The organism is Jeotgalibaca sp. MA1X17-3 (assembly GCF_021513155.1).
Taxonomy (GTDB): domain Bacteria; phylum Bacillota; class Bacilli; order Lactobacillales; family Aerococcaceae; genus Jeotgalibaca.
In genome coordinates this window covers 1,148,625-1,174,699 of sequence record NZ_CP090983.1, presented here as the reverse complement: position 1 = coordinate 1,174,699, position 26,075 = coordinate 1,148,625, and the positions used below count along the sequence as shown (strand labels likewise).

The 26,075-nt window shown below is 33.8% G+C and carries 24 protein-coding genes and 3 pseudogenes; 2 read left to right on the top strand and 25 right to left on the bottom strand.

Translation table 11 applies throughout. From position 1 onward, the window contains the following. Positions 1–19: 19 nt before the first annotated feature. On the bottom strand, positions 20–547 hold the full coding sequence (locus LZ578_RS05840; RefSeq protein ID WP_235146348.1) for a putative immunity protein: 528 nt from the start codon (positions 545–547) through the stop codon (positions 20–22). Between the two features lie 136 nt (positions 548–683). Here LZ578_RS05840 and LZ578_RS05835 point away from each other — a divergent pair, with 136 nt between their 5' ends. Both LZ578_RS05835 and LZ578_RS05830 read left to right on the top strand, forming a co-directional pair. Next, a complete protein-coding gene (locus LZ578_RS05835) occupies positions 684–1,523 on the top strand; it encodes a DUF72 domain-containing protein (RefSeq protein ID WP_235146347.1) in 840 nt (279 codons plus the stop codon). 134 nt (positions 1,524–1,657) lie between these two features. After that, positions 1,658–2,569 carry an AEC family transporter gene (locus tag LZ578_RS05830; RefSeq protein ID WP_235146346.1) on the top strand — a complete coding sequence of 304 codons (912 nt, stop codon included), beginning with the start codon at positions 1,658–1,660 and terminating at the stop codon, positions 2,567–2,569. A gap of 96 nt (positions 2,570–2,665) precedes the next feature. Here LZ578_RS05830 and LZ578_RS05825 read toward each other — a convergent pair. The 24 genes and pseudogenes from LZ578_RS05825 to LZ578_RS12480 form a co-directional block, all read right to left on the bottom strand. Beyond that, a protein-coding gene (locus LZ578_RS05825) for an IS3 family transposase (protein ID WP_235146345.1) occupies positions 2,666–4,092 on the bottom strand; the annotation gives its coding sequence in 2 pieces (ribosomal slippage) (positions 2,666–3,615 and positions 3,615–4,092; 1,428 coding nt in all). 93 nt (positions 4,093–4,185) lie between these two features. After that, positions 4,186–4,535, bottom strand: a pseudogene (locus LZ578_RS05820) (DUF2200 domain-containing protein). A 36-nt stretch (positions 4,536–4,571) separates the two neighbouring features. After that, on the bottom strand, positions 4,572–5,861 hold the full coding sequence (locus tag LZ578_RS05815; protein ID WP_235146344.1) for an McrC family protein: 1,290 nt from the start codon (positions 5,859–5,861) through the stop codon (positions 4,572–4,574). Between the two features lie 4 nt (positions 5,862–5,865). Continuing rightward, the gene (locus tag LZ578_RS05810; protein ID WP_235146409.1) at positions 5,866–7,632 is read right to left on the bottom strand and encodes an McrB family protein; all 1,767 of its coding nucleotides are present in this window, start codon (positions 7,630–7,632) and stop codon (positions 5,866–5,868) included. Between the two features lie 639 nt (positions 7,633–8,271). Next, a complete protein-coding gene (locus LZ578_RS05805; RefSeq protein ID WP_235146343.1) occupies positions 8,272–8,544 on the bottom strand; it encodes a hypothetical protein in 273 nt (90 codons plus the stop codon). 322 nt (positions 8,545–8,866) lie between these two features. After that, on the bottom strand, positions 8,867–10,195 hold the full coding sequence (locus LZ578_RS05800; protein WP_235146342.1) for a hypothetical protein: 1,329 nt from the start codon (positions 10,193–10,195) through the stop codon (positions 8,867–8,869). A 169-nt stretch (positions 10,196–10,364) separates the two neighbouring features. Continuing rightward, a pseudogene (locus LZ578_RS05795) lies at positions 10,365–11,334 on the bottom strand (tRNA dihydrouridine synthase). A gap of 158 nt (positions 11,335–11,492) precedes the next feature. Then, positions 11,493–12,122, bottom strand: coding sequence for a DUF2238 domain-containing protein (locus LZ578_RS05790; protein ID WP_235146341.1), 630 nt, complete (start codon positions 12,120–12,122; stop codon positions 11,493–11,495). Between the two features lie 117 nt (positions 12,123–12,239). Beyond that, complete coding sequence (locus LZ578_RS05785; protein WP_235146340.1) at positions 12,240–12,455, bottom strand: hypothetical protein; 216 nt, start codon at positions 12,453–12,455, stop codon at positions 12,240–12,242. Positions 12,456–12,610: 155 nt separating this feature from the next. After that, positions 12,611–14,038, bottom strand: coding sequence for an NAD-dependent succinate-semialdehyde dehydrogenase (locus LZ578_RS05780; RefSeq protein WP_235146339.1), 1,428 nt, complete (start codon positions 14,036–14,038; stop codon positions 12,611–12,613). A gap of 331 nt (positions 14,039–14,369) precedes the next feature. Continuing rightward, positions 14,370–15,140 carry an ABC transporter permease gene (locus tag LZ578_RS05775; RefSeq protein WP_235146338.1) on the bottom strand — a complete coding sequence of 257 codons (771 nt, stop codon included), beginning with the start codon at positions 15,138–15,140 and terminating at the stop codon, positions 14,370–14,372. Further along, positions 15,133–16,068 carry an ABC transporter ATP-binding protein gene (locus tag LZ578_RS05770; RefSeq protein ID WP_235146337.1) on the bottom strand — a complete coding sequence of 312 codons (936 nt, stop codon included), beginning with the start codon at positions 16,066–16,068 and terminating at the stop codon, positions 15,133–15,135. The genes LZ578_RS05775 and LZ578_RS05770 overlap by 8 nt, the downstream gene beginning before the upstream one ends. Before the next feature lie 275 nt (positions 16,069–16,343). Next, complete coding sequence (locus LZ578_RS05765; RefSeq protein ID WP_235144342.1) at positions 16,344–17,303, bottom strand: IS30 family transposase; 960 nt, start codon at positions 17,301–17,303, stop codon at positions 16,344–16,346. 72 nt (positions 17,304–17,375) lie between these two features. Further along, the gene (locus LZ578_RS05760) at positions 17,376–18,041 is read right to left on the bottom strand and encodes a potassium channel family protein (protein ID WP_255763958.1); all 666 of its coding nucleotides are present in this window, start codon (positions 18,039–18,041) and stop codon (positions 17,376–17,378) included. 64 nt (positions 18,042–18,105) lie between these two features. Next, a complete protein-coding gene (locus LZ578_RS05755) occupies positions 18,106–18,624 on the bottom strand; it encodes a YdeI/OmpD-associated family protein (protein WP_235146335.1) in 519 nt (172 codons plus the stop codon). Positions 18,625–19,064: 440 nt separating this feature from the next. Continuing rightward, a complete protein-coding gene (locus tag LZ578_RS05750) occupies positions 19,065–20,165 on the bottom strand; it encodes a polymer-forming cytoskeletal protein (protein WP_235146334.1) in 1,101 nt (366 codons plus the stop codon). 1,263 nt (positions 20,166–21,428) lie between these two features. After that, complete coding sequence (locus tag LZ578_RS05745; RefSeq protein WP_235146333.1) at positions 21,429–21,875, bottom strand: DUF305 domain-containing protein; 447 nt, start codon at positions 21,873–21,875, stop codon at positions 21,429–21,431. Between the two features lie 61 nt (positions 21,876–21,936). Next, the gene (locus LZ578_RS05740; RefSeq protein ID WP_235146332.1) at positions 21,937–22,323 is read right to left on the bottom strand and encodes a DUF302 domain-containing protein; all 387 of its coding nucleotides are present in this window, start codon (positions 22,321–22,323) and stop codon (positions 21,937–21,939) included. Between the two features lie 33 nt (positions 22,324–22,356). Then, the gene (locus LZ578_RS05735; protein WP_235146331.1) at positions 22,357–22,581 is read right to left on the bottom strand and encodes an SHOCT domain-containing protein; all 225 of its coding nucleotides are present in this window, start codon (positions 22,579–22,581) and stop codon (positions 22,357–22,359) included. Positions 22,582–22,932: 351 nt separating this feature from the next. Beyond that, a complete protein-coding gene (locus LZ578_RS05730) occupies positions 22,933–24,402 on the bottom strand; it encodes a multicopper oxidase family protein (protein ID WP_235146330.1) in 1,470 nt (489 codons plus the stop codon). A gap of 83 nt (positions 24,403–24,485) precedes the next feature. Beyond that, the gene (locus tag LZ578_RS05725) at positions 24,486–24,773 is read right to left on the bottom strand and encodes a NusG domain II-containing protein (protein ID WP_235146329.1); all 288 of its coding nucleotides are present in this window, start codon (positions 24,771–24,773) and stop codon (positions 24,486–24,488) included. 167 nt (positions 24,774–24,940) lie between these two features. Continuing rightward, on the bottom strand, positions 24,941–25,171 hold the full coding sequence (locus LZ578_RS05720) for an SHOCT domain-containing protein (protein ID WP_235146328.1): 231 nt from the start codon (positions 25,169–25,171) through the stop codon (positions 24,941–24,943). A gap of 53 nt (positions 25,172–25,224) precedes the next feature. Then, positions 25,225–25,647 (bottom strand): annotated as a pseudogene (locus LZ578_RS05715) (prolipoprotein diacylglyceryl transferase family protein); the annotation flags it as partial. A gap of 119 nt (positions 25,648–25,766) precedes the next feature. Next, on the bottom strand, positions 25,767–25,895 hold the full coding sequence (locus tag LZ578_RS12480) for a hypothetical protein (protein WP_255763955.1): 129 nt from the start codon (positions 25,893–25,895) through the stop codon (positions 25,767–25,769). Between the last annotated feature and the right edge of the window lie 180 nt (positions 25,896–26,075).

Sequence of the window (26,075 nt, the reverse complement as noted above, 5' to 3'; positions counted from 1 at the left end):
CTCCTTTATTTCTATAAAGCTATTTCAACCATTTAGAAAACATTTCCAACTGTCTTTCTCTTTCTTTTGTCGCCATTTCCAAAGAATTATCTGTTAATCCATTCGTTACTTTTATTGCATAGTCACTGCATACCATCGCATGCCCTCTCATATGACCAGTAGCAATCGCTTGTGCGAATGTCCGAGCAGAATATTTGCTCTTATCTGTTTTAGACTCTTTTGCCAATTGATTAACTAAAAACCCTACCTGCCTTAGGTCATATGCACGTATATTTCCTTCTATTCGTTCTTCCAAAGTTTTTATCCCTAGATTAATTCGTGGATCATCTTTCAAATGTTCATCTAAAAAAACTAAATACTCTAAGGATAGTTTTAGAGCCCACTTAGCTACTTCCTTTTGGGGTAACGATTCAATCCTCTCTTCTATCAGATTTCTAAGGTGTATATCGTCTACTATTTTAATTTTAGGTGAACTTGGTCGAAATCCTATTTGTTTTCTCTTTAATTTCTGTTCATGCTCATTCCATGCATACTCTTCTATTTTCATAGTAGATACTCCTCGTAAAAATTAGTGTTCCTTCTACATTCATCTTCCCATACTAATAGGGTAAAATCCAAATCATTGCATAGGAATACTTGAAATTATATGATAGAGAAAACAACTTCCTTAAAGGAGGAATAGTATGATTGAGATTGGTCTTACAGGATGGTCTGATCATCCTCTTATTTGTCCGGATCCAAAAAGAAAACTTATTGATTATGCTAGTCATTTGCCAGTAGTGGAATTGGATTCGAGTTTCTATGCCATTCCTCCTGAAAAAAATATTACCCAATGGATTAAAAACACGCCCGAAACCTTTCAGTTTATACCTAAAGCATACGCCCCACTCACAAAACACAAAGGTCAAATCGAAGAAACCAGATCGCTGGAAGACTTATTTAAAATTTATAAGGCAACTTTCTCTCCTATGATGAAAAGTGGAAAAATAAAAGCATTTCTTTTTCAATTTCCACCGACGTTCTCTTGTAGAAAAGGGCATGTAGAATATTTAAGGAAAGTGCGCAGATGGATGGCTGACCTTCCAATTGCCATCGAATTTCGTAATCAGAGTTGGTACAGCGAAGAGTTTAAATCAGGAACGCTAGCATTTTTAAAAGAAATGAATTTTATTCATGTTGTAGTGGATCAACCACAAACACCCAATAACTCCGTCCCCTTTACACCCGTCGCAACTAATCCAGACAAAACCTTTATTCGTTTACACGGTCGAAACTATGAAGGCTGGTTAGGTGACGATACAAAGGATTGGAGAACCTTTCGAACCTTGTATGATTATAGTGATGAAGACCTAAAGGAAATCATGCAGGCAGCCCGCGATTTAGAAAAAGATTCTAAAGAAGTTACCGTTATCTTCAATAATAACTCAGGAGGTCATGCCGCAAAAAATGCGAAAACTCTTCAGAAAATGCTAGGAATTGAATTTGAAGGATTAGCTCCACAACAACTAGATTTGTTTTTGTAAATCTGTTCTCTCCTTTTAAAATGTGAAATTAATAAAAAGGCTTATTGAGATAAACGATTCCTGTAGACCATCATTTTATTGTGTATACTTGGGCTATATGGTATTTGTAGAAAATAAAAGGAGTGAAATCATTCGTGGGGGTCGTACTGACACAAGCACTTAGCTTTTTACTTGTTATTTTAGTTGCCTATTTCTTTAAAACGAAAAAAATATTAGAAGCAAAAGATGGACAGACCCTTTCTAAAATCATTTTAAATATAACGTTACCGGCAACCATCATCATCGGGTTTGATTCTGTAGAAATAAATAGTACCTTGCTTTTTTTGATTTCATTAGGATTGTTAACCAATGTGATTGGAATTATTGTGGGAGGGTTTATTTGGAGGAAAAGAAAATCGACAGATCAAGCCTTAATGATTTTCAGTCAAACGGGATATAATATCGGAAATTTCACGATTCCATTTGTACAAGGGTTCTTTCCACAAGCGATTCCTTTCATTGGAAGTTTTGATACTGGAAATGCGCTGATGCTTTTTGGTGGAACACCCATGCTAACGGATCAAATCGTTGGCGAAAAACATGAGAAAAAAGAAATCAAAAAAGTCATTCTTCAGCTATTCCGTTCACCAAGTTTTACTACCTACATCATCATGATCCTGTTAGCGATTCTGAATGTTACGATTCCAGTAAACGTTCTTTCTATTGTTCAATTATTTGCCAGTAGCAATGCTTTTTTATCGATGTTTATGATTGGGCTCTATCTAGAGTTTACCATTTCCCGTAGTGATTTGAAAAAAGTAGCCCAACTTCTTTTTACCAGATACACAACCGGAATCATTCTTGCATTCATTGCTTACTTTTTATTGCCTCTACCGGAATTGGTTCGATTATCGCTCGTCCTTTTAGTACTTGCTCCTATCGCTACCGTTTCTACGATTAATATGGTCGTTTATGGCAACAAAGAAGCTCTATCTGGGTTTTTATCGTCTGCTAGTATCATTATCTCCCTCATTCTTATGACTGCAGCACTTGCTTTCATCATGTAACCAACTAAAAAAAGAACTGCTTTCCTGTTTTTTCACAGGTATAGTGACCCCAAAAAGTTAGACTTTTTTGCAGAGTAGATTATTCTACTCTGTTTTTTATGCGCTTTGTTTTAAAGAAGGTGATGATAATCGGTATTCAATTGGACTTAACCAATTAAGTTTCTCCTTCATTCGATCGTTATTGTAATAATTAATGAAGATCACTATTGCTTTCTTTAATTCCCCGTAACTTTTATAAATACGTCCATGATACATTTCCTGTTTCAATATACTAAAGAAGTTCTCCATTGGACTGTTATCGAAGCAGTTTCCCTTACGGGACATACTTTGGAAAATGTTGTTGTCTTCTAATTCTACACCATAGGCCTTCATTTGATACGCCCAGCCCTGATCTGAATGGAACGTTCGTCTATATTTACACGTTCTCGAAGCCTGGATAGCGTCATTTAAAGCTGCTATAATGCTTTCGCCATTGGGTTGTTTAGTCACTTTAAAACTAATGATCTCGCGATTAAATAAATCCATAAATGGATCGAGGTATAACTTTTTAATTTGCAAACGACCTGATTCGTCTTTCTCATAATATTTAAACTCCGTCGTGTCCGTAGTGATTTTTTGATAAGGGATAGAGGAGTTAAACCGTCTATTTATACGATTAGGAGCTAGAACTCCGACGTTACCTTTATAAGAACTGTATTTTCGTGATTTTCGAGAATAAGATTTAACGCGGATATCAAGTTCAACCATGAGTCGTTGAAGCTTTTTATGATTGATTTCAACACCATACTTAAGTAACTCTTTTTTCATACGTCGGTACCCATAATCAGCGTGCTGCTTTCTTATAGTCATCATCACTTCTTTGATTTCTTTATCTGGGTCTTCTCGATCAAAACGTTTTTGCCAGTACATATACGTTGATTTAGGAAATTTTACGACCTCAAGAATGTCTTTTAATTTGAATCGTCCTCGGAGGGTGTGAATGACTCTTGAGATTTGTTCGTTGCTTTGTGCGATTCCTCGCTCCGCAACCTCCTGAGTTCTTTTAAAAAGGCGTTCTCTATTTCTAAACGATGGACTTGTTTTTTCAACTCTTCAATATGGGGTTCTTGAAACCCGTTGGTCTCACGAGACTCTTGGTCTTTAGAATGTTGATCTGGAGTCATTTTAGGCGGTCTTCCTTTCGCTTTAGAAAGGCCTTCCATACCTTCGCTATGAAAGACTTGAACCCATCTTGCCAAGAGACTGGGATTATTAATTTCAAGTTCTATAGCGAGATTCTGATAGGACATTTCTGTAGTTAAATATAACTCTACCGCATTTACCTTGAATTGAACAGAATAACTCTTATTTTGACGACTACGTTTTAAACTATCCTTTCCCATTGCTTTATAGCTATTCACCCATTTTTTAACAGTTGAATCAGACGTAACACCATATTTATTGGCGAGGTAATAATATCCCCCTTTGCCATTCATATAATCTTCAACGATTTTTAATTTCAACTCGTAACTATATTTAGCCATAAAAATACCCCCAAAAGATAGATTTTTAAGGTCTAACTTTCGGGGGTCGGCTCACAGGAGACAGTTCTTTTTGTGTACTAAATAAATACAGTATTATTTTCTTAAAATCTTTTCTATCTTTTTTCCTTTGGCTAACTCATCTATCAATTTATCCAAATAGCGAATTTCCCTCATGATTGGTTCCTCTATCTCTTCTACTCGAATGCCACAGATGACCCCTTTAATGAAGGTTCTAGATGGATTCATAGCAGGTGCTTCTAAAAAAACGTTTCACAATCGGTTTCTTTTTCTAATTGTATTTTTAAACCTTCTTCATCTTATCCTGTTAACCACTGAATAACTTCATCTACTTCTTCTTAAGTCCGACCTTTTCGTTGTACTTTGTCAATATAGAGAGGATAAACTCTCGCAAAACTCATCGTGTATAATTTATGTTTGGTCATGAAGGAACTTCCTTTCCATATTTTTTATTTTTTAAATTATAAATGATTATCTAAAAACATTTCTCGAATAACTTGTTTCAGGTTTGGATTAAATAAATTTATATAACGAACTTCAATTCTTGCTGTCAGTTCATCTTCTTTGTAACTAGAGAACGTTCCTTCTTGGTAAGCATCACTGTAGGGATAAATAAGAATGACCTTCTTGATGTCTTCTCCACTTTGTGAATAGCGAGTGAAGTATGCATACATTTGATAGAGATCACTTTGAACAGGCCCCTTTGCAGTAAGTACTTTCCATTTTGTATCACCAATCACAACTTGATGATTTTTAGAACGAGCTACTATATCAGGACGCAAACGATAAGTATTTTGACCGCCTTGATTTTGGTCAAACAATGTTAGACTTTGTTCTTGAAAACTTGTGTTCATTTCAGGCAATGAACTTTTAATTAATTCTACAATATAAGATTCAAACACTTTTTCCATTGGGAACAAAATAGCAAAAGCAAGAGAACTTCCTGTAAACGTAGTAAACGAATATCCTTTTAAAAAAATTTCACTCCAAGCTAAAACTTTTTTATAATAAAGGTGACTCCTGCCTAAATGGACTTTTTTGAAAAGTAAATCTACTTGGGACGTAGGGCTTATATTATCAAAATGTACAAAGAGCTCTCGTGCATATTTATAATTATTTCTGTCCTGGGTAACTTTCAAAATAAATTCCATGCACTTCCGTAGAATGATATTTTCAGGTGAGTCTAACAAAAATTCATCAAACTCACTATAAAATTTAGAAGCATTTACCATGTTACATTGCACTTGTTGCTTCATTAGTAATTTACCTTTTAAATATGCTTTATTTTCTTGAACAGTTATATAAGAAGATTTTAATCCTTTTTTTATAACGATATCTATTTCTATCAGAAACATCGAAATAAAAATTTCTAGTAAATTTGCTTTCTTTACATCTAAATGAGACATTTGAAATACTTTCCCGTCGATATCTTTAACCGTTGTTATCATTTTCCAAAATAAATTCTGGATTTCTTCTGTAGAATGATGTTCTTTACTGTATATTTTAGGTAGAATTTCAATTGCTAACCCCGACTTTGTCTGCAATACACCGACATAGTTATTTACTTGAACTCCGCCTCTAATTGGCTTTAAAAAATTTCCCAAAGGAGTATCTTCTGTTTGCAGAGTATTCTGTTCATCAATCGCTTCCCTAAGTTCTTCAATGTCTCTTTTAGTTATAGAAACTCCACAGTAAACTTGATTGATATATATGCGATCATATTCTTTAACGGTAATATTCCGATTCCTCATCCAATCACCCCTTGATAATACTTCTCCAGAAAGCTTTAAAGTCTTCTAAATCAACAGAGTTTTTCATTTTTAATTGTTCACTATCACCATTCATAATCAAATGATTAAAACGACTATCAAATAAAGAGTGGTAATTTTCTTGCTTTGGAGTGATATAAACATCATGAATGTCATTTAAGACAGCTTTTATTTTTTGATAATCATCATAAAAATATTCTTGTAGTAGAGGAATAATTTTCATTTCAAATGTATTTTGCAAATCTTCTAGTGTTTCATTTTCAATAAAGAAGGCATGTCCTAATAGATGATCCCGATCAAGTAAATATTCAATACGTTTATTCATTGATTGAAGAACCTCTCCAACATCTACTTCATCAATTTCGCCAACGATATCAGAAAGGAGTGCTGAATCCGGCATCACTTCTACAAAATCAAATCTACGACGCAAAGCTGTGTCCATAAAAGCAATTGAACGATCTGCCGTATTCATTGTTCCTAGCAGGAAAATATTTTGAGGTATTCCAAAAACATCACCAGAATAAGGCAGCGTAACACTTTGCTCATCTTTAGCACCTAAACGCTTAGAAGGTTCAATTAACAGAATTAACTCTCCAAAAATTTTACTAATATTTCCACGATTTATTTCGTCGATTACAAATAAATAATTATTATCTGGATCTTCAACTGCTTTCTCACAAAAACGTAGAAAAACCCCTTTTTTAATTTCATATTGAATTTGACCATCCACTGTTTCAGCACGAATCCCTTCAATAAAATCTTCATAACTAAAAGATTGATGAAAGGCAATCATTTCAAAGAAATAATCTTCTTGATTGTCATGTTTATATTGGCTATTAATTACTTCTTCAGCTTCTATCATCCCATCAGTTGTTAGTTTCCAATTTGGTCCACTTTTTTCAAATAAATCTGTTCCTTTTCTGGAAGTTGTATTTGTAGAAGATTCTGTAGCATTTTCAGTGATTGTTCTAGAAATAGTTCCATGTGTTGTCTTATTTGATTTTGTTTTTGCATATGCTCGAATAACTTCTGTTTGGTCAATTTCTTTTATTGTTAGAGATTGATTATTCTTTTCAAAAAAAGCAAGATAAACTGCTTCTTTCCAAGTCAATCCTGTAAATTGATAGTCTTTCTTACTCGTTGATTGTCCTCCAATTAATTCTGACTTGTATGAATTAATAGAATAGGATTTCCCTGTTCCTGGAGGTCCGTATAAAATTCGGTTTTGACCTGTTATTTCATTTATTAATGGGGGATCATCGCCATTAATATCATCTATTATATCTTTAGGTTTTTTAGTTAACTCAAGCGCAATCGAATCGTTGTCTTTTCCAAACTTATTGAGAATTCCTTGTGCCAACATCACTGCGTCCCAACCGGCAAATGATGCAAAATAGAGAGTAGCTCCTTCATAAGTAATTTTTGTTGGATTTAATTTTTTACTAGCTCGACGCTCTTTTAAAATTTCTCTTACTTCTTCTTCAGAAGAATAAAACGCAATTGTATGATGCAATCTTTCCTCACTATTGTCATGAGGAAAAATATCTGAGAGTTGAATGACTGGAGATTGTTGGATTTCTTTCCAGAAATAATGAGCTACTGTTTTTACTAATTCTTTCCACATCATTTTTTTACGATTCTTAGCAGTGAATTTTTCTTCATTGATTGTAATAGAAAGTAATCGTTTTTGTCTTAATTCATTATAGCTGGTTGTTAGTGGTTGGTTGGTTTTTAATCGTAATGTATATGCCATATTAATCAATTTTTCATTCTCCTTTTCAATTAGTTTAAAAAGAATAATTATCTCATTAGTAGTATACCAAACGAAAGAAATTAATAGTTGAAAATAAGAGCCCATGAAATATACTCTAGAGAGTAATTCATCAGTCCTTATTCAAGATTTTTTATATTCTTTTTAACATGTAACTATAGATGTTGCAAAGGTGAGATTTTCTTCTCCATTACTTCTTCAAATTCATTCCGTACGGTCTTCCAGTATCTTAACTTAGAGATAGGTTTTTCTACTGTTTCTTTATGCGTTTGATAGTCAGAGGTTTCTCATAGTTCACACTCACCATATTGTCATTTTAGTTTAGGATTCTAATTGGTCACAACAAAAGCTAATTGTTCTTCTACATACCATTTTTCAGAGAAATCTTGAATGACACCCAAAAAGATGTCATTCAAGATTTCTTCTAATGTATTAGAGATATTTTTGTCCCAGTAGTTCTCAGGGATATTATCCCATAATTCACGTATTAAATGACCAAGTTTCTAACTATTTTTGTTTAAGTCATCAATGTAGTGATTAACCTCCGCTGTAGCTTTAACATCTTCTTTGATAACTAATTCATATTCATCTTTTTCACTTGGAACAATAGCTTGAATCAAGTCATACTACAGCATAGGTGTCAGGTCTATAAAAAAATTGGAATTTTCCTTTATAAATAGAATCCAATAAAGCTGTAAAGGTTAATTCTGGTTCTAAGATATAAGCAGAATCGTATTTTAATTCACTAATCAAGTCATTTTTGATTTCTAAATCTTGGTAAGCTAAAGTATATACCTCTTGTACTTCAGAAAGATTGGTTACTTCTTCTAATAAATCAGCGGCGTGATAAAGAATGGTATCAAAAAGACATTTGTAAAAGATAATACCTACCATATATTCTTTTATTCACTCGCATCCATCTTGGAACACAAATTATCGGCGCTATTCCATAAAGCTTGATAGAGAGTTTTTGAATTGTTACTTGCCATTTGTTTTACCCTTTTTAATTCTTAATTGAAATGAGTATATCCCTTAGTATAAGCTAAATTGTCATTCTATATAATGGTTGATTAAACGGATTCCTATAATCATAATAAAAAAGACAGAAACAAATGTCCCAGTCTTTTTATTATGTAAACTACGTAAATTTTATCTTCTAAATTAGTAAGGTATTTTAAGTTAGTCAAACAATTATCCTACTAATAAATTAAATAGTTTAATTTTTTTCTGGTAACCATAAATACGTCTTTCCATTTCTAATTAAAAGTTGAGTGTCTTCTTCATAAAGATTTACTTCTTCAACATTTATTTTTTCTGTGTTTACTAAAGATAATTGCTTCGTAACTTTTCCAACTAAAATCTCATCTAATTTTGAATAACGCCACTCATCCTTAATCAAGCCAGTAACACTTGTAACAGTACCACCAATTCCTTGTTTTCTAAATTTAAATTCTTCTAAAGAAATTTTTTGTTCAATAATTTGATTGTTTTGCCAGCTAGCTAGCTCATTATTCACTAATACTGATAGCTCCTTATATTTATTAAACAACGAGAAACTGTTTTCTCTTGATATTTTCCCTTTTCCAAAAATATATTCTAAACGTCCAATTTCTTGCATAATTTTCAATAATATTTCTTGAAAAGATAGCAAGCTTTCAAATTCATTTACATTTTCAATATATTTTTTAAAATTTCCTTCTGTGCTCTTGTTTATTAGCTCTTCAATAGTAAGATTGACTTGTTCTAATAATTGAGTAGTTTGTTCTTTTAAATATTGTAAATGAATTAACTTATTATTTCTAATAGTGTCATCTTCAAATATTTCTTCAATAAAAATAGACATGTCACCGACATTAGCAATTAGCGAGCGAATTCTACTCTTAAATCCAAGCTTTTGAAAGTCTCTAATATCACTAATAGATTTTTCAATTTTCTCGAGTTCTGCGTTTACTTCAGACATATAATACTGACCAACAATAAGTGAGGCAATATTCATAATATTTGCTGTTGCTGTTACTGTCATTGCAGTACTTTCAGTAGTTTTTGTAATAAATTTTGGATCAATCTTTTGTAGTTTAGCTTGTTCGGAAATGCCCTTTTTTCCAAGTGCATAGCCACGAAATAATTTTTTGTTATCTTTTACATTTACTAATTCTCCACCCTTTTCCAAAATGACTTTATAGAAATTTCCCTCAACTTTTGAGGTTGTAGTGGTTGTTACAGTCTTCGTTTTCCCTATAGCGTTTACAATTGCTGGACTTAAAGAAGAAAGTTTTTCCAATAAATTTAGATTAGCTATTTCATGTAATGAACTCTCTTTTACTACAAAATTAGTTGGTAAATGTATTACTGGAACAATCTGACTTTGAGCCTCGGATTGTATAGTAGTAAGTAAAGAAGATCTATATTTTGAAAAATCTTTATTTAACTCATCTAATTCTTTAGAACTATCATTTTTCCTTCTATTTCTCCAATTTATGTAAAAGAATAAAAAGATAATAAGAAGAGTAATTACTATACTAGTAAATAAGAATGATTGATTCATTATTCCATCTCCTTTTAAATCAATTTTCAAATATATTATAACATGTTTCATATATTTAAACATATTTTTGTAATAATATAATTATATATAAATATTGGTACAATAAAAGAATTAACCAATGAGATCTTATGATTACTTTGGCTAATCCTTTTATTGAGTAATTTTATTTCTAGGAGAGATATTTTTCTTCAAACTCATCCAACAAGTCCCGTACTTCATTGGTATTCTCCGTATCCATCAATTGCAGTCTCAAGTCACTGGCTCCTCAGGATTCACGTACATAAATTTTGAAGAAGCGACGCAAGGGTCTAAAGTTTTTTGGTTCTTTTTCTGAATACTGATCGAATAAATCTAGATGGTATCTAAATAAATCTAGTAATTCTTTTGGACGATGTTCTTTTGCTTCTTTTTCAAAAGCAAAAGGATTATGGAAGATTCCTCGACCAATCATAACTCCATCTACGCCATATTTTTCAACGAGTTCCATTCCTGTTTGATAGTTAGGAATATCTCCATTAATCGTTAGTAACGTATTTGGGGCAATTTCATCACGTAGTTTCTTGATCTCCGGAATCAATTCCCAGTGAGCGTCTACTTGGCTCATCTCTACTTTCGTACGGAGATGAATCGTTAGATTCGCAATATCTTGTTCCAGTAAATGAGTAATCCAAGCAGTCCATTCTTCAACCTTTGCGTGACCTAATCTTGTTTTGACACTAACGGGTAAGCCTCCAGCTTTGGAAGCTTGTATCAAATCAGCCGCAACTTCTCTGCGAAGGATCAGACCGGACCCTCTTCCGTGTTTAAACACATTTGGTGCAGGACATCCCATATTCAAATCAATTCCACGGTATCCCATCTCAGCCATACCGATGCTCATCTCTTTAAAGAATTCAGGTTTGTCTCCCCAAATATGAGCCACCATGGGCTGTTCGTCTGCTGTAAACGTTAACCGTCCACGAACACTTTCTATGCCATCAGGATGACAATAACTTTCACTATTCGTAAATTCGGTAAAAAAATACATCAGGTCTTGCGGCCTTTGCTACCACATGGCGGAAGACTACATCGGTTACATCTTCCATTGGTGCTAGTACAAAAAACGGTCGTGGCAACTCTTGCCAAAAATTATCTTTCATTTTAAAATCCTTTCCTATGACTATTAAAAAAGCAGAAAAAATCTGCTTTTATTATTTATAATTTAAATTTTATTTTTTGATAAATCAGTCGACGTTTATACTATCATATTTTTAGCGAGTAAGAAAGAATAAATACTCCATTTTCAGTTCCAGCACGTTTACTCTCCCCACTTTTTCTCCATCTGCTTATCATGGAAACGACCAAAAATAAAAATAGAGGTCATTGCGCCAATCAATGCCCATAACATATCCCAATGGCTGTCAAAAAAATCACCTTGCATTCCCATCACGGATTCTGCGGGTACATTTAGTATTTTAATAATTAAAAACTCACTTATTTCATATCCTGCACTTAATCCCAAGCAAGAAATAATTACGATAAAAAAGAACATTCCGCCCTTTTTCACATATCCACCTTTCAGATATAATTCCTTTAGTAAAAATGCGGGTACAAATCCTTGAACAAAATGACCAACACGATCGTAATAATTGCGTTGCCAGCCAAAAACTTCCCTTAAATAATTGAACAAAGGATTTTGTGCGTACGTATAATGGGCTCCATACAGTAAAATTAATACATGTAAAAATACCATAATATACGCAAAATTACTAAATTGAAATTTTTGATAGGTCACCACTAGTACTCCCACTAATAGAACAGCTGAAATGGCTTGGCCGATCCAAGCAAATGGACTTAAAGGCTGGATGGCTGATAAAATAAGTGACAATATGGACAAACATAATAAAGAAATCTGAAGTTTATTGGGTTGGATATCCTTCTTATTCATTCGCCTTGCTCCTTTTCTTGTAACTCGTTCTAATCACCTTTGAATAGCGTTCTGAAGATAGATCACTTCAATGACTACTGCAAAAATTATATGTATACATGTATAAAAAAATTAGAACTATGAATTATATCCGAAAATAAGAGTCATCAATAATAAATATAACGAAATAAGTATAAGGACTATACCTAAAACAATCATCAGGATAGCGGAACTCCTACTTTGTTTTCTTATTTTTATCCCACTAATGACTAGAATAATTCCTCCCAGTAAGAAAATGAATTCAAATAATAAAACAGGTCCCTTCATATCGAAAGTTTGATCTAGTATTTCCATATACTCCCCCTCTATTCTCTTGATAAGATCATTATACTATAAACGAATTGCAAGAAAAATTTATCTCGTTTTACAATCATCACTACTATTGTAAAAAAATAAAAAAAGATGAGCTCGATTACTTATCGAGTCCATCTTCTTTAGGTACTATAAATTTATTTTTTTAAAGTTTGTGAGGCAACCAATCCACTAGAAAGGTTATCGGTATCCGGGTGATCTGCTTTCAGAATTAACTTTTCGTTTACAAAAGCTTTCAAGCCCATACTACTCATTTCTCTTCCAAAACCAGAATGTTTTACTCCCCCAAATGGGATTTCTGGTAGAGAATAGCGGAAGCTATTAACGAAAACCATACCCGTTTCGATTTGTTTGGCTAGTTCTGCACCGTGTTCCTTGTCACCAGCAAAGACAATTCCTCCCAATCCATATGGAGAATCATTTGCTAATTCAATGGCTTCTTCTTCAGAAGCTACTTTATACACGACCGCAACTGGGCCAAATAACTCAGTTGTATGAACTGGATTATCTTTGTCTATACCAGTCAAAATCGTTGGCATAAAGAATTGTCCTGGTAAGTCAATGGGCTCATTTCCGTACTCAACAGTAGCACCAGCTTTAATTGCTTCCTCTACTTGTTCTTGCAATTGTTCTTTTGCCTTTTTCGAATTCATTGGTGCTAAGGTTGTTTCAGGATCTAATGGGTCGCCTGGTTTTACTTTACTAAAATTCTCTTTCAAACTCTCGACAAACTCATCATATACCTTTTCCATCACGATAAATCGTTTGGATGACGTACACTCTTGTCCGGCATTGTACAGACGCGAACGCCACGCAATGTCACAAACTTCATCCATATTCGCATCATCTAATACAATAAAGGGATCCATTCCACCCAGTTCTAAGGTTACTTTCTTCAAATGCTCGCCTGCTGTTTTTGCGACAATGGCTCCACTTTTTTCAGAACCAGTCAACGCTACCCCTTGAACACGAGGATCCGCAATCGCTTTTGATACTTGATCGTAATCTAGAAACAGATTTGTCAACGATCCTTCCGGTGCTCCCGCTTCCACAATCACATCTGCTAATAGTTGTGCAGAAGAAGGTGTGTTGGATGCATGCTTCAATACCATAGGATTTCCTACCATAAAGTTTGGAGCAAACACTCGCATCATTTGGTAGTAAGGGAAATTCCATGGTTCGACCATCATGATCATACCTGTTGCTTGATAATGAACTTCTGCTTGACCGTGTGCTTGTGTTTCAATCTGATCGGGTTGTAGCATTTCTTCTGCGTGATCTGCAAACCAATCCGCAATGACCGCACACAATTCTACTTCACCTTTTGATTCATTTAGTAATTTACCCATTTCCGTTGTACACGTCCGTGCCAGTTCATCTGACTTTTCTCTGATTGTAGCAGCAACTTGATGTAAAATTTTTGCTCGTTCTTTCATTTCTTGTTTTTTAAATGTTTTATATAATTCATGACCTCTTTGCAATGTTTCTTCTAGTTGTTGGTCAGTCGCATCTTTGTACTCTTTTACCATTTCGTTTGTATAGGGATTAATTGTTTGATAAGCCATTCTTAAAAAGCCTCCTCAAGTTTTTTGTTCAATAGAAACTATGAGATACATTTCTTGATTCGTCGAATACATCTTTTCCTACAATAAATCGTTTAAACGTTTTTGGTATCACCGTCCTTCTCAGTAAAAACGAAGAGAAACAAGAACTAAAAGGAATTTCATTTTTTTAGTATCCTCTCTATTTATCCTATCACTAATGTTGGACATTTAAAAAAGATATGATTGAAGCATTTTCTTATTAAAAAGAAGTAAACTAAAATGATAATAAAACAGGCAGCAGTTCTTGGCTAACGAACGACTACCTGTTTTATTTTATGGTTTTGATATTCAGTTAACTTCTTAAGCCGATTCCTCTATTCACTAAATAATAACAAACAGAATAGAGAACAATGATAAATAGAACAATAATAATCATAGACCACATGATTGGAACATCTGTGGTTCCTAAAAATCCATATCGGAACCCTGAAACCATATAAACAATTGGATTAATTTTAGAAACATTTTGCCAAAATGGAGGCAACATGGAAATAGCATAAAATACGCCACCTAGATACGTCAAAGGTTGTAAAACAAATGTTGGTACGATGGAAACATCGTCATATGATTGTGCAAACACACCATTTATTAATCCAGCTAAGGAAAATAAAATCGACGTCATGAATAAGGTGATCATTACAATAAACCAAGAATAAACATGAAGTGGAACAAAAAATAGCGAAATGATGGTAACAAGCGTTCCTACAAGGATACTTCTACCAAGTCCTCCCATAACAAATCCCCAAATAATAATGTGTGCGGGTACTGGGGCAACCAATAATTCCTCAATATTTTTTTGAAACTTTTGAGAAAAAAAGGAAGAAGATACATTCGCATAAGAGCTAGTGATGACTGACATCATAATTAATCCAGGTACAATAAATTCCATATAGGAGAATCCACCCATATCTCCAATACGGCCCCCGATCATTTTCCCAAATATAACGAAATACAAAGAAGTAGTAATAACGGGTGGTACTAACGTTTGAACCCAAATTCGTAAATAACGATTTGTTTCCTTCACTGCTAAACTTTTTAAAGCTGTAAAATAAACACTAAGCATTTTCTTCCTCCAATTGATGTTTTTCTTCTGTAATTTTCAAAAATAATTCTTCTAAACGATTCGATTTATTACGCATAGATAAGACCTTAATTCCTTGATTACTCAGCTGATTAAAGATTTCATTTACGCCTTGATTTCTCTCAACCTCTACAGCAAGTGTTTGATCATCTTCCAAAGAACTTTGATAGCCTATTATCTCTGGCTTTTCATCATAATCATCTAAGTCAAAAAGGAACGTTTCGTGTTGAAGCTTTGATAGAAGTGATTTCATACTTGTATTCTCAATTAATTCACCTGATTGAATAATTCCAATATTTCGGCAAAGCATTTCTGCTTCTTCTAAATAGTGAGTGGTTAAAATAATCGTTGTTCCACTTTCATTCAATTCTCTTAAGAATATCCACATTTCACGTCTTAGTTCTATATCTACACCCGCTGTCGGCTCGTCTAGAATGAGTAACTTCGGTTCATGCATCAATGCTCGAGCGATCATCAATCTGCGCTTCATACCACCGGAAAGCATTCTGGCACGAACGTTTCGTTTTTCCCATAAACTCGATTGCTTTAAATACTTTTCACTACGTTCTATAGCATCTTTACGGGAAACACCATAATACCCAGCTTGATTGACTACGATTTGTTGTACTGTCTCAAATGGATTGAAGTTAAACTCTTGAGGAACAAGTCCGATTTGTTGCTTGGCTCGTTCTAAATCTGTATCCAGATCATAGCCAAAAACTTTTACGTTTCCAGATGTTTTATTAACAAGGGAGGTGATAATTCCAATAATGGTAGATTTCCCGGCCCCATTTGGACCCAAAAGTGCGTAAAAGTCACCTTCTTCTACTACTAAATCAATTCCACGCAGTGCTTCTACGCCTGTTGCATATACTTTTTTTAAATCTTTTATCTCCAGTGCATCTGTCATCTCTATAAATATCTCCTTACTAGTTTTGATTTCTAATTCTATCATGTATGAATGTGTAGGAACAAGAGGTTCTATTCCTACTTTATAGAAGACTTATAAAAGGTTATGACGTCGATAAACTCCATAATTATTTTTACTATCCTTCAATTACTTATTTCGTATATATTCAACATAGTCTAAAATTTGTTCTATTTTATTGGTTTCTAAATCTGAAAGATCAATGATTGTCTTATTTCCAATGTCATTAATAGGTGTTTTTTTCATATTTTGATTTGTCAATTTAAGCTAGACAAAATAGATTCATCTAGGTAACTCAAAAATACCTCCAGTGGCGTCCGGTATGCTAAAGATTTTCGTGGAATATTGTTTCGCTTGTTCGCAACGGAAGAGACGAAGGCTTGGTCCACTTGATTGAAATCCATTTCTTTTGGCAACCCATCTCTTCGCAACAAGCCGTTGGAGTTTTCATTTAAGGCACGCTGTGAAGGCGTTCCGGGATCGGCGAAATAGATTGCAATGTCCTGTTGATTGCTTAAAGCTTTCCAATTGGAGAATTCTTTCCCGCAATCAAAGGTGATTGATTTGAATAAATGCCTAGGGATCGATTCAAACCATTGGTTCATCGTTTTCTCGATATCGTTCGCCTTCCGCCCCTCGGGCTTCAAAGTGATGATGACTTTCGATAGACGTTCCACTAAGGTGATAACGGCACTCTTGTGGTGGGCACCGACAATCGTATCGCCTTCGATGTGGCCGAATTCTTCCTTGAATGTCGGGTAATCAACCTTCCTTTCAGCAATATTCCGCTTGAAGGCCTGTTTTCCGCGACGTTCTTGATGACCGTTCGGTTTTCTCTTTCCCTTCATGGGCAAGGTGGTTTCATCAAACACCTTTTCTTTGAAGCGACGATAAAGAGTCCGCATGGAGCAATCAATCGGCATCTCTTCCCGACCCTTGATGATATCAGGAGTCCAGCCTTGTGCAATTTTTTCCTTGATGTAGGTCTGTTGTTCCGCTGGCAATACGATTTTACGCCGTCCGCAACGCTTCTTGTTTCTCTTGTATTGTTGGTAGTATTCCAAGGCCGTGTGGCCTTCTTTCAAAAAATGGATGACATTGTAAATAGGTGTTCGAGATCGTTTTAGATACGCAGCTATTTCGGAAACTTTGATATTTTGGTGGTAGTAAGACTCTATCATCACTAATTCATCCGTGGTAAGATGGGTGTAGGTCATTCGTGATCACTCCTATGTATTCTTTAGACGGAATTACATTTTGAGTGTACCACGAATGGCTCTTTTATTTGTCTAGCTTAATTTTACAATCGGCGTATTTAAAAAGTATGTCGCAATTGTTCCCGTTAACATACCTACAAATCCTATACCAACAATCATGAGGATGACCGCAATTAATCTTCCAGATACGCTTTCGGGTGTTATATCACCATAACCAACAGTCGTTGCTGTTACAAAACTCCACCAGAGTGAGTCTCCAAATGTTCTTCCAAGTTGCTTAAATTCAAGAAAATAAATAGCTACTGTACCTAAAAGGATCGTACTAGTTGAAATATAAATCGTATAAATAAAACCATTTGTATGAATAAATAAATTTAACTTTCTTTTTATTTTACCTAGCAAAGCAAAACCTTTCACTAGCTTTGCCATTTTAAATACTTTTGTAATTTTCAAAATTCGGAATGCTCTAAATATCCTGAACATAGAACTGAAAGGAATAATGGCAATTAAATCAAAAATATTGTTTTTAAAAAATTGTTTTTTATTTGTAGAAAGGATCAACCTAACCAAATAGTCCATGATGAAGACCATTAAAACACTTAAATCTATCCAATATAGATAAGAGTCAGGCTCTAAAATGATTTGATTATTTAAATCTAAAATCGTTATTGTCACTGCTACGAATGCTAATAAAATAATTATGATTTCATAGATAAATGAAATCTTCTTTTTATACAATTCTATAGGGATCAACTCCTGTATTTACTTTCTATATAGTTAATGATCATTACTAAAATAAATTTTAATCTACTAGTACACCTGATTTGGAGACTTCGGTTACCGTACAACGTGACGCGTCGAAACAGCAGGGATTTTTATCACCCTTTTGTAGTTTTGAACAAGCTACTTCTATTCTTTTATTTCTTGTATTTATATTTTTAGTTGAACGGACCCAGCGAATCCATTCCCATCTTGATCTAACTGTAATCGAACGCCATTGGTCTTCTACATCTGCCTGAGCGATTGCATGAATCATATCCTCCGGAACTTTTGGCTCTATCCATTCATTTGTTTGTTCGATTCTTAGCGATATAGTTTCACCAATTTCTACGCCTATTTTTTCATATAACAATGGATCTACTTCTAGCCAATGACTACCTTTGCCGTCTGGCTCTAGCGTTTTTTTGAAATCAACATCATTAATCGTTCCTTTAACCATCACAAGACCTCTAGAAGAAAGTTCTTTACTTATATCTAGTGGAACTTTTATTAATAGAAAGGATTCAATTTTTAATAATTTAGAGTCAAATATTAGTGTCATGTTCATCACCCTTTTCTCATCTTTTAATAAGATTTTTTTGTTTAAAAATTGGTTAGCTTTACACTTATTATACATGGAATAACATAGAATCATATATTGTTGACCTTAATTTATCACAGCTTTAGATTAGTAACACTTTATTAGACAGTTTTAATAAAGTGTCTAGTTTTATAATCGTGTGACGTTATATATCCAGGGATTCCTTATATGTAAATGGGACTATATCAATGGGCGTAGTCTATTAAACTTGATCGCAAACTTAATAAATTTAGATTTCTGGTGAGGTAAAAATATAGAAGGTCCTAGAAAGACTCATAGCAGTAAGGAATTTGTGACTGCTTTATTCTTCTATTATAAAACTAGATACAAAAACCCAATAAATACCTCATAAAAAGCACTTATTGGGTTTTCTATTAAAAAAACATAACATTTATTAATCCTTATGTTGCTCTTACGGATAAGTAAAGAGAACCAAGACCAAAAGACACAATTGTAAAACTAAAGACCCAACCAACGATAGGAATGATCCCTACAACAGATAGGATAATCAAACTCAACAAGAATAACCAAAATAGCTGTATGTGATTCCAGTTAAGTTTTATTTGAATCCATTGACCTATAAATAGGGAAAGAATAATTTTAGAAATATAAAGCGACATGGAGTAAAGAGAGAACAGAATCATACTAAGTGGTGCTCCAATCATTGTAATCATTAGAAGGAAGGAAATGATAGGAGTCAATAACACGACCACTGCCCCCGTCCCTAGTGCTTTGAGAGGATTAACCATAATTTTTTCCGCTATATTCATCCAAAAATCTGGTCTGATGAGCCTAATAAAGAACCATACGATTAAAGAAGATACGACACTAAAGGTAATTCTTACCCAAAGTGGAATATACATGGTTTGCTCAGCAGATCTTGGCTGAGGCTTTCTCCAATTCGTTTCTCCTGCTATCTTGGATTTATTTGATATAGTAGCTTCTTTTTTACTTCTATAATTCAAATCTCCACTGATGTTACCAGTGATAGAGAGAGAGTCACTAGAGCTGAAAAAATCACCATTAACAATCCCATCCAGATAAACAGTAGACCCACCAGCATAAATATCTTTTCCAATAACTGCCTCTTTTTCAAGATAGATGCTTTCACCAGCTAAAAAAGCACTACCAGCAGTTTTTGAATTTACTCTTACGATTGATCCAGCCAGATAAATACTATTCTCAACTACCCCATTTATCGTGATATTTTGTGAAGCTATAAATATACTTCCGTTCACTGTACCATTTATCGTAACTACTTGACCTGCCACAAATAAATCGCCATCGATGGTTCCATTTACTTCCACATTTCCTCCTGTTAGGATCGTAGTAGCATTTATATCACCATCTATACGTATGTTATTTCCTGAAAAAAAGCTAACATTTTCTAAAACTTGACCTGACTCTACAACTACATAATCTCCATCTTGATTTTTTGCTACGGCTTTTCCAAATGAAAATGATAGAAGAAAACCCAGGAATACAGCCAAAATAATCGCCATAACCTTTTTACTCCGCTTGAACGTTGACATAAAAATCACCTCTTCTTAAGAAACCATAAGCATGATGAGAATGACCTAGTAATCTATGATTGAATGAAGTTTGTTTACTTTTTTATAATGCTTCTCAATTTCATTATACCATCAATCGATTAGCACATCATGGGCTAGTAAGTGAAGGTTGTATCCTTCTTATCCTTATCAGAGGTATTTTATTAATATTTTTAATTCTTACTCAAAAAACATAACGTAAAATATAGTGTTCCTCAAAAGTTAGACCTAAGACAAACATAGTTTTTAATTTTAACGATCAAAATAGTTACCTTCTCCACTAAAATTTAGCTCCAAGTAAAGATGAAGATAAGTTTATATCTATCAATAAGGAAATTAAAGACATAGTAGTGAAAAGTGCTGGAGATATCGTAAGGATAACTTTATATTTGCATGATTAATGAACAAAGTGAATTCTACTTTCTCCTTTTAAATATAAAATCGTGGCGGTATAGAACACGGGATGTTTACGTAACAGCTAATATAAATGATGAAAATAATCACTTGATCAGTAAACAAATGGAGCTACTTATAAAGGAACCTATCCTTCTTCCGATAATTTTGTCAGATTTCCGTGCTTTATATTTGACTAGCACAATTAATTTATCTAATTCTTTTGTTTTTGATACAAAGCAACTTTATTAATTTATATATGGTTTATCAAATTAATCTAAATAAAAAAATCATCCGCGATACACTCCTTTATTTCCTATCAGAGAAATAAAGGAGTAATTACGAATGATCCACACTCATCTTCCACGGCTAAATAGGTATCATAAAGTGCCCCTACCACTAAAATATTAGAAATCTCCGAGTCATAAATTATTTTCGTCAAACCATTTATAAAGTGGCCAATTACTTGAAATAAAGCTATACAGCCTTAGACTATATTACAGACAGTACAAGAAAAATAGGAATTCGAGCATATCTAAGGTAATTTGATTGGGGTTTATACCACAAAAGTTCCGTAATTACGTTCATGGAATCTCTTTCCAAAATCGTCATGACCCTAAAGTGAGAAAAAGAAAGGATATTGAAATCGTGCGTTGGACCATTAATTTCATTCCCTTTCGTAGCACCTATTTAACTTTACTATGTTTAATTGTAAAAAATATTTTTTTAGAAATCCTTGTGTAATTAGAGCTATATACTGGAAAAGCTCATATCTAGCTTCATTTGAAAAATCCTATCGTTAAATAGATTATCAAAGATAATCTATTTAAGTTCCTCAATCAGTTCTTTCATTTCTTTGATTTCTTTTTCTTGAGCTTTGATTATATCCTCCGCAAGTTTCTTCACTCTAGGATCTTTAATTTTTGCTCTTTCACTTGCTAGTATAGCGATAGAGTGATGGGGAATCATTGCTTGCATGTAATCTACTTCATCTATCGTTGTTTGGTTCCGCATCAAAAAGAATGAACCTGTAAACACTAAAATACTTACTAATACAATAGAAATATTCACTTTTTTATTTTTAAGCATTTGTAGCATAAACAAAAGCATGACAATAGCCATAACACTTGTTGATAATAGGGTCATGTACAAACGCATTTCACTAAAATATACATGATCTATCTCGTAGGTATTCAGGTACATCACTCCATACATGAGTATGCCAGATGTAACAATCATTCCCAAAAATTTTGCATAACTTTTATTCATCTTTCTTCCTCCTCTTTCTTTTTTCCTATCTTTTCTAGTTATAGGCTTCAATCAAAGATGACTAGATTGAGGCTGCAATAGCTTTTTTTAAAGAAGCTTCCACTTCCATAGCAATGTCTTTTAATTCTGATTCATCAAACAAGCCAATAAGTTTTTCAGGGCTTGTCATTCCCACGTAGGTCTTCCTATCTTCAGTTCTCACCACCATTTTACACGGTAACACATATCCTACATGAATATTTTTTTCCAATACATCTTTTGCTTGTTTGGGATTACACACCTCTAGAACGATAAAATCATCCTTTAATTCTAATCCCTTTTCAGCAAGCTTGTCTTTGAAGTTTAATTGCCATAATACGCCAAAACTAGCTTCTTTTAAACTCTCTTCTAAAGATTGAATCGCTTCATGTAAACTTTTATCGGTTCTTCTCTCATAAACAATATTCATTTCTTCATCTCCTATTTTGTAAGTACCTTATTATTATCTTTTTAATGCTTTCTTCTTCCGAAGATACTCTACTTCATCAATTTCTCCATTTGCGTACCTTTTGTCTAGGATATCAAATACAGATTCTGTACTAGTTCTATTTTCATTATTATTTTTATTTATCATGTAGATTGAAAATCCAATCACTAATAAGACTGCTACCGGTATCAACCAAATTAAGAACATATTAGAATCTATATAATCAAATCGGGTATGCATGATCTGCTCCTCTCTAGTGTAGGTTACTTCAATGGTAACGGTTTCTTTTTTGTGTGTACAGTTAAATGGTTCTTAATAAGACAAGAACCCCTTTTAACAAATGGCACTATTTTATTAACGCTTTTATATGAAAGTAGACAACTGATAGGAACATAACAATGAATAGCTACTTTAAAAGAATCTGAATGTTCAAATTCCACACATCTATTTAATAAAGGTGACCTGATAAAAGGATAACGAAACTTATTGGGAAGAGATTTGAGTCTGAAAAACAGGTAGACTAATTTATAAAAGATATTCCTCACTACATTTTAGCCAACTATTTGGATTATAAATTATTTTCAATGAGGGTTAGTCAACTATAAATTGCCCCATCATTCCTGAATCTTCATGTTCTAAAATATGACAATGGTACATAAAAAGACCTTTCTCTTTAAAATTTACTAATAATTTTACTTCTTCATTATTTTTGACCATTACGGTATCTTTCCAGCCTTGTTCATTCAATGGGGGTACCTCTCTGTTTCTTTCCACGATCTGAAATTGTACACCGTGTACATGGAAAGGATGAGGTGAGGAAGACATCATCCCTCCAGATGACTGGTTAGATACCACCCACTCTTCTAATTCATTTATCTTTACTTCTTCATCTATTCTATCCATATCCATTTGCTTGCCATTAATCGCTACCATTGGACCCATCCCACTCATAACAAATTCTCTTGAACGAACGATATCATCTCTATTGTATGTTGGTATTTCTACTAGCTCACTAGGTACTTCTATCTTTTTAGTACTATCTTCCACTATATTTATCGTCATCAGATTATTCTCGGTATCTCTAAATGTTACTTGATCTCCCACTTTATACTCAGAAAAATCAACGAGTATTTCAGCTCTTTCAGCTGGTGCGAGTTTTACATTAGTCATTTCTACACTTTCTTTTAAGAATCCCCCATCAGAAGCAATTTGATAAAAGCTAGCATTATCGCTAAAGTTGAAATCATAATCTCTAGCATTGGATCCATTTAAAATCCTTAATCTAACCAGTTCATTTTTAACATCTAATTCAGGACTGATTGCTCCATTAATCAAAACGGTGTTCCCAAAGAAGCCATCCATAGTATCTCTCATGTTTAATTCATAAGGTATATTTCCCTCTTTCGTAAACCGCTTATCCTGTACGATCAATGGAATATCATTGATGCCATGATCTTTGGGGATGTTTAATTCTTTTGAATTTTCGTCTTCAATATAGAAGAGTCCGGCAAGTCCTTTATAGACTTGTTCACCCGTTTTATCTAGTAAATGGGGATGGTACCATAGTGTCGCGGCCGGTTGGTTGATTGTAAAATTGGGATTCCAAGTTGAGCGTGGTTCTATTCCTTGGTGTGGCCCCCCATCCATCTCAGCTGGTACTTCTAAACCATGCCAATGTACGGTAGTGAATTCATCCAGTGTATTTTTTACATTTATTTTTACTTCATCACCTTTACTAACCTTTATAATAGGACCTAAATAGTCTCCGTTATAACCCAAAGTATCTGCTTTTTGACCTTCAAAAAACTCCATTTCTCCATATTGTACGTTCAAATCAAATTCTGCTTTTCCACTTTCGGGATTCTTATCCTCCAAGAGAGGTGGAATGGGCAACTTACTGCTGTTTTCTTTTTCATTAATTGTATTGTTTAATGGTACTTCTATATTTGCAATACCATTGCGGGAATCTCCTTCTCTACCTATAATAAAGTAGCCCACATAAACTATTAATACTATTGCAGATAACATTATAGTAAGATACCATTTATTATTTTTTTTCATATCTTCACCTATTTTCAAGACTCAATTTTTTGAACATTTTATTATGCTGTTTATATTAGGTTCTCTGTTAATCAACTCTTTCGTTATTTTACCAGGATATCAATGCCTGACTCTTCTCGATTCTCTGAAACGATTTCAATAAGAAATCGATGGGGAATGTTGAAACTAGTTTGTCCAGTAGATTGGATCCATCCTGTTCTTACTGCAATTTGTTGAGGGCTATTGTCTTCTTTATCACGAATACTTTCTCCATCAATTTCAATAATATTATAGATCCCGGGTGCTGGATAATACGTAATTAATTTATGTTCATCATTCCCGGTCAGAAGAAAGCGATCCACTTCCTCCCCATTGATTGGAAATGACCGCATACCGTTTGCTCCTATCGCTATGAATAGTATGGGAAGCAAAGACCAGTGATGGTAAAAACGATAGAACAATCAGAAAAGAAACGATAATAAAATCAAAAGGCTTTACCATTCTTAGGTATATTTTGATTGAATTCTACCTCCTCTATGAGCCTCAAGATTCCTCTCATTTACTCTATATATTTCTTTCTACTTAAGTACTCTTCTTCTGTGATGTTCCCCTTCGCAAATTCTTTTTGAAGGATATCTAGCGGGGTTTCTTCCCTTATGGAACTCCCCGTTTTATTAGAAAGTACTTTTATAACTAGATACACAATTACAATAAAAATGATGAGCCAAAATAACCCCATCAACATCATACCGCCCATACTACCCATGCCTCCTTGAGAAAATCTCCACATAGTAAACACTCCCTTCTGTTTGAAATTCTACTTTTTTCTGCTAATCTTCCTGATCATTCTCTATCAAATTTTCTAATTTCCAAATAGTATGGTTTAGGTGGATAATCATTTCTTCGATATATCCAAATCCCAATAGCACTGACATACAAAATTAAAGATAGACCTTGAGAAACTCGTAAGAATTCTCCTATCCTCAAGCTGTCGGTCCGCATGCCTTCTATGAAAAACCGTCCTAATGAATACCAAATTACATAACTCAGTGCCACTTCCACTTGCCATAACAAACCCTTACGGCTTCTTAAAAAGAGAATCAATCCAAATCCGAAGAGACTCCATAAAGACTCGTATAGAAACGTGGGATGGTAGTATACGCCATTTATTTGCATCTGATTAATGATAAAATCAGGAAGATATAAGTTCTCTAGAACCTCACGAGTTACTTTTACACCGTGAGCTTCTTGATTAATAAAGGTTCCGCCTTGTGCAAAACTAATTAAATCCCATGCTGCATTTCCAGTATCCATATATAATTTTTATCCATCGTAATCGTATAGTTCCGGGATCCAATAAAACTATAACGTCAGTGACTGGTAAACTAAATCCACATATGTTTCCATTCTCCACCTGTCAGTCTATTAGAAGGAGGTTCCTCTGAAGAGGCGAACTTGTCAATCAGTATGACACTCTCCTCAAAGAAACTTTCTGGAATAATCTCGCCTGTCATTTTTATAACCTCATCTTCTCTCTTTTACTTTACTTCTGCCAGTATTTTTTATTCTTTTTTACTGAACAGTAATTTCTCGATTATTCATAATATAGTTTATTAGATTCAAATTGTTCATTATTTCCATAACATTTACCGAATAGATTACTTTTCCTCCTCTTGTTATAATTATAACAATGA

Coding starts and splice junctions, on each gene's coding strand:
- LZ578_RS05745 (WP_235146333.1), bottom strand. CDS start 21,875: ATGAATAAAAGTTATGCAAAATTTTTGGGAATGATTGTTACATCTGGC.
- LZ578_RS05840 (WP_235146348.1), bottom strand. CDS start 547: ATGAAAATAGAAGAGTATGCATGGAATGAGCATGAACAGAAATTAAAG.
- LZ578_RS05725 (WP_235146329.1), bottom strand. CDS start 24,773: ATGCGGTCATTTCCAATCAATGGGGAGGAAGTGGATCGCTTTCTTCTG.
- LZ578_RS05835 (WP_235146347.1), top strand. CDS start 684: ATGATTGAGATTGGTCTTACAGGATGGTCTGATCATCCTCTTATTTGT.
- LZ578_RS05800 (WP_235146342.1), bottom strand. CDS start 10,195: ATGAATCAATCATTCTTATTTACTAGTATAGTAATTACTCTTCTTATT.
- LZ578_RS05810 (WP_235146409.1), bottom strand. CDS start 7,632: ATGGCATATACATTACGATTAAAAACCAACCAACCACTAACAACCAGC.
- LZ578_RS05720 (WP_235146328.1), bottom strand. CDS start 25,171: ATGTGGAGATTTTCTCAAGGAGGCATGGGTAGTATGGGCGGTATGATG.
- LZ578_RS12480 (WP_255763955.1), bottom strand. CDS start 25,895: ATGACAGGCGAGATTATTCCAGAAAGTTTCTTTGAGGAGAGTGTCATA.
- LZ578_RS05750 (WP_235146334.1), bottom strand. CDS start 20,165: ATGGCGATTATTTTGGCTGTATTCCTGGGTTTTCTTCTATCATTTTCA.
- LZ578_RS05805 (WP_235146343.1), bottom strand. CDS start 8,544: ATGGTAGGTATTATCTTTTACAAATGTCTTTTTGATACCATTCTTTAT.
- LZ578_RS05740 (WP_235146332.1), bottom strand. CDS start 22,323: ATGAATATTGTTTATGAGAGAAGAACCGATAAAAGTTTACATGAAGCG.
- LZ578_RS05790 (WP_235146341.1), bottom strand. CDS start 12,122: ATGAATAAGAAGGATATCCAACCCAATAAACTTCAGATTTCTTTATTA.
- LZ578_RS05765 (WP_235144342.1), bottom strand. CDS start 17,303: ATGACCTACACCCATCTTACCACGGATGAATTAGTGATGATAGAGTCT.
- LZ578_RS05815 (WP_235146344.1), bottom strand. CDS start 5,861: ATGAGGAATCGGAATATTACCGTTAAAGAATATGATCGCATATATATC.
- LZ578_RS05755 (WP_235146335.1), bottom strand. CDS start 18,624: ATGACACTAATATTTGACTCTAAATTATTAAAAATTGAATCCTTTCTA.
- LZ578_RS05735 (WP_235146331.1), bottom strand. CDS start 22,581: ATGCATACCCGATTTGATTATATAGATTCTAATATGTTCTTAATTTGG.
- LZ578_RS05780 (WP_235146339.1), bottom strand. CDS start 14,038: ATGGCTTATCAAACAATTAATCCCTATACAAACGAAATGGTAAAAGAG.
- LZ578_RS05785 (WP_235146340.1), bottom strand. CDS start 12,455: ATGGAAATACTAGATCAAACTTTCGATATGAAGGGACCTGTTTTATTA.
- LZ578_RS05775 (WP_235146338.1), bottom strand. CDS start 15,140: ATGCTTAGTGTTTATTTTACAGCTTTAAAAAGTTTAGCAGTGAAGGAA.
- LZ578_RS05770 (WP_235146337.1), bottom strand. CDS start 16,068: ATGACAGATGCACTGGAGATAAAAGATTTAAAAAAAGTATATGCAACA.
- LZ578_RS05730 (WP_235146330.1), bottom strand. CDS start 24,402: ATGAAAAAAAATAATAAATGGTATCTTACTATAATGTTATCTGCAATA.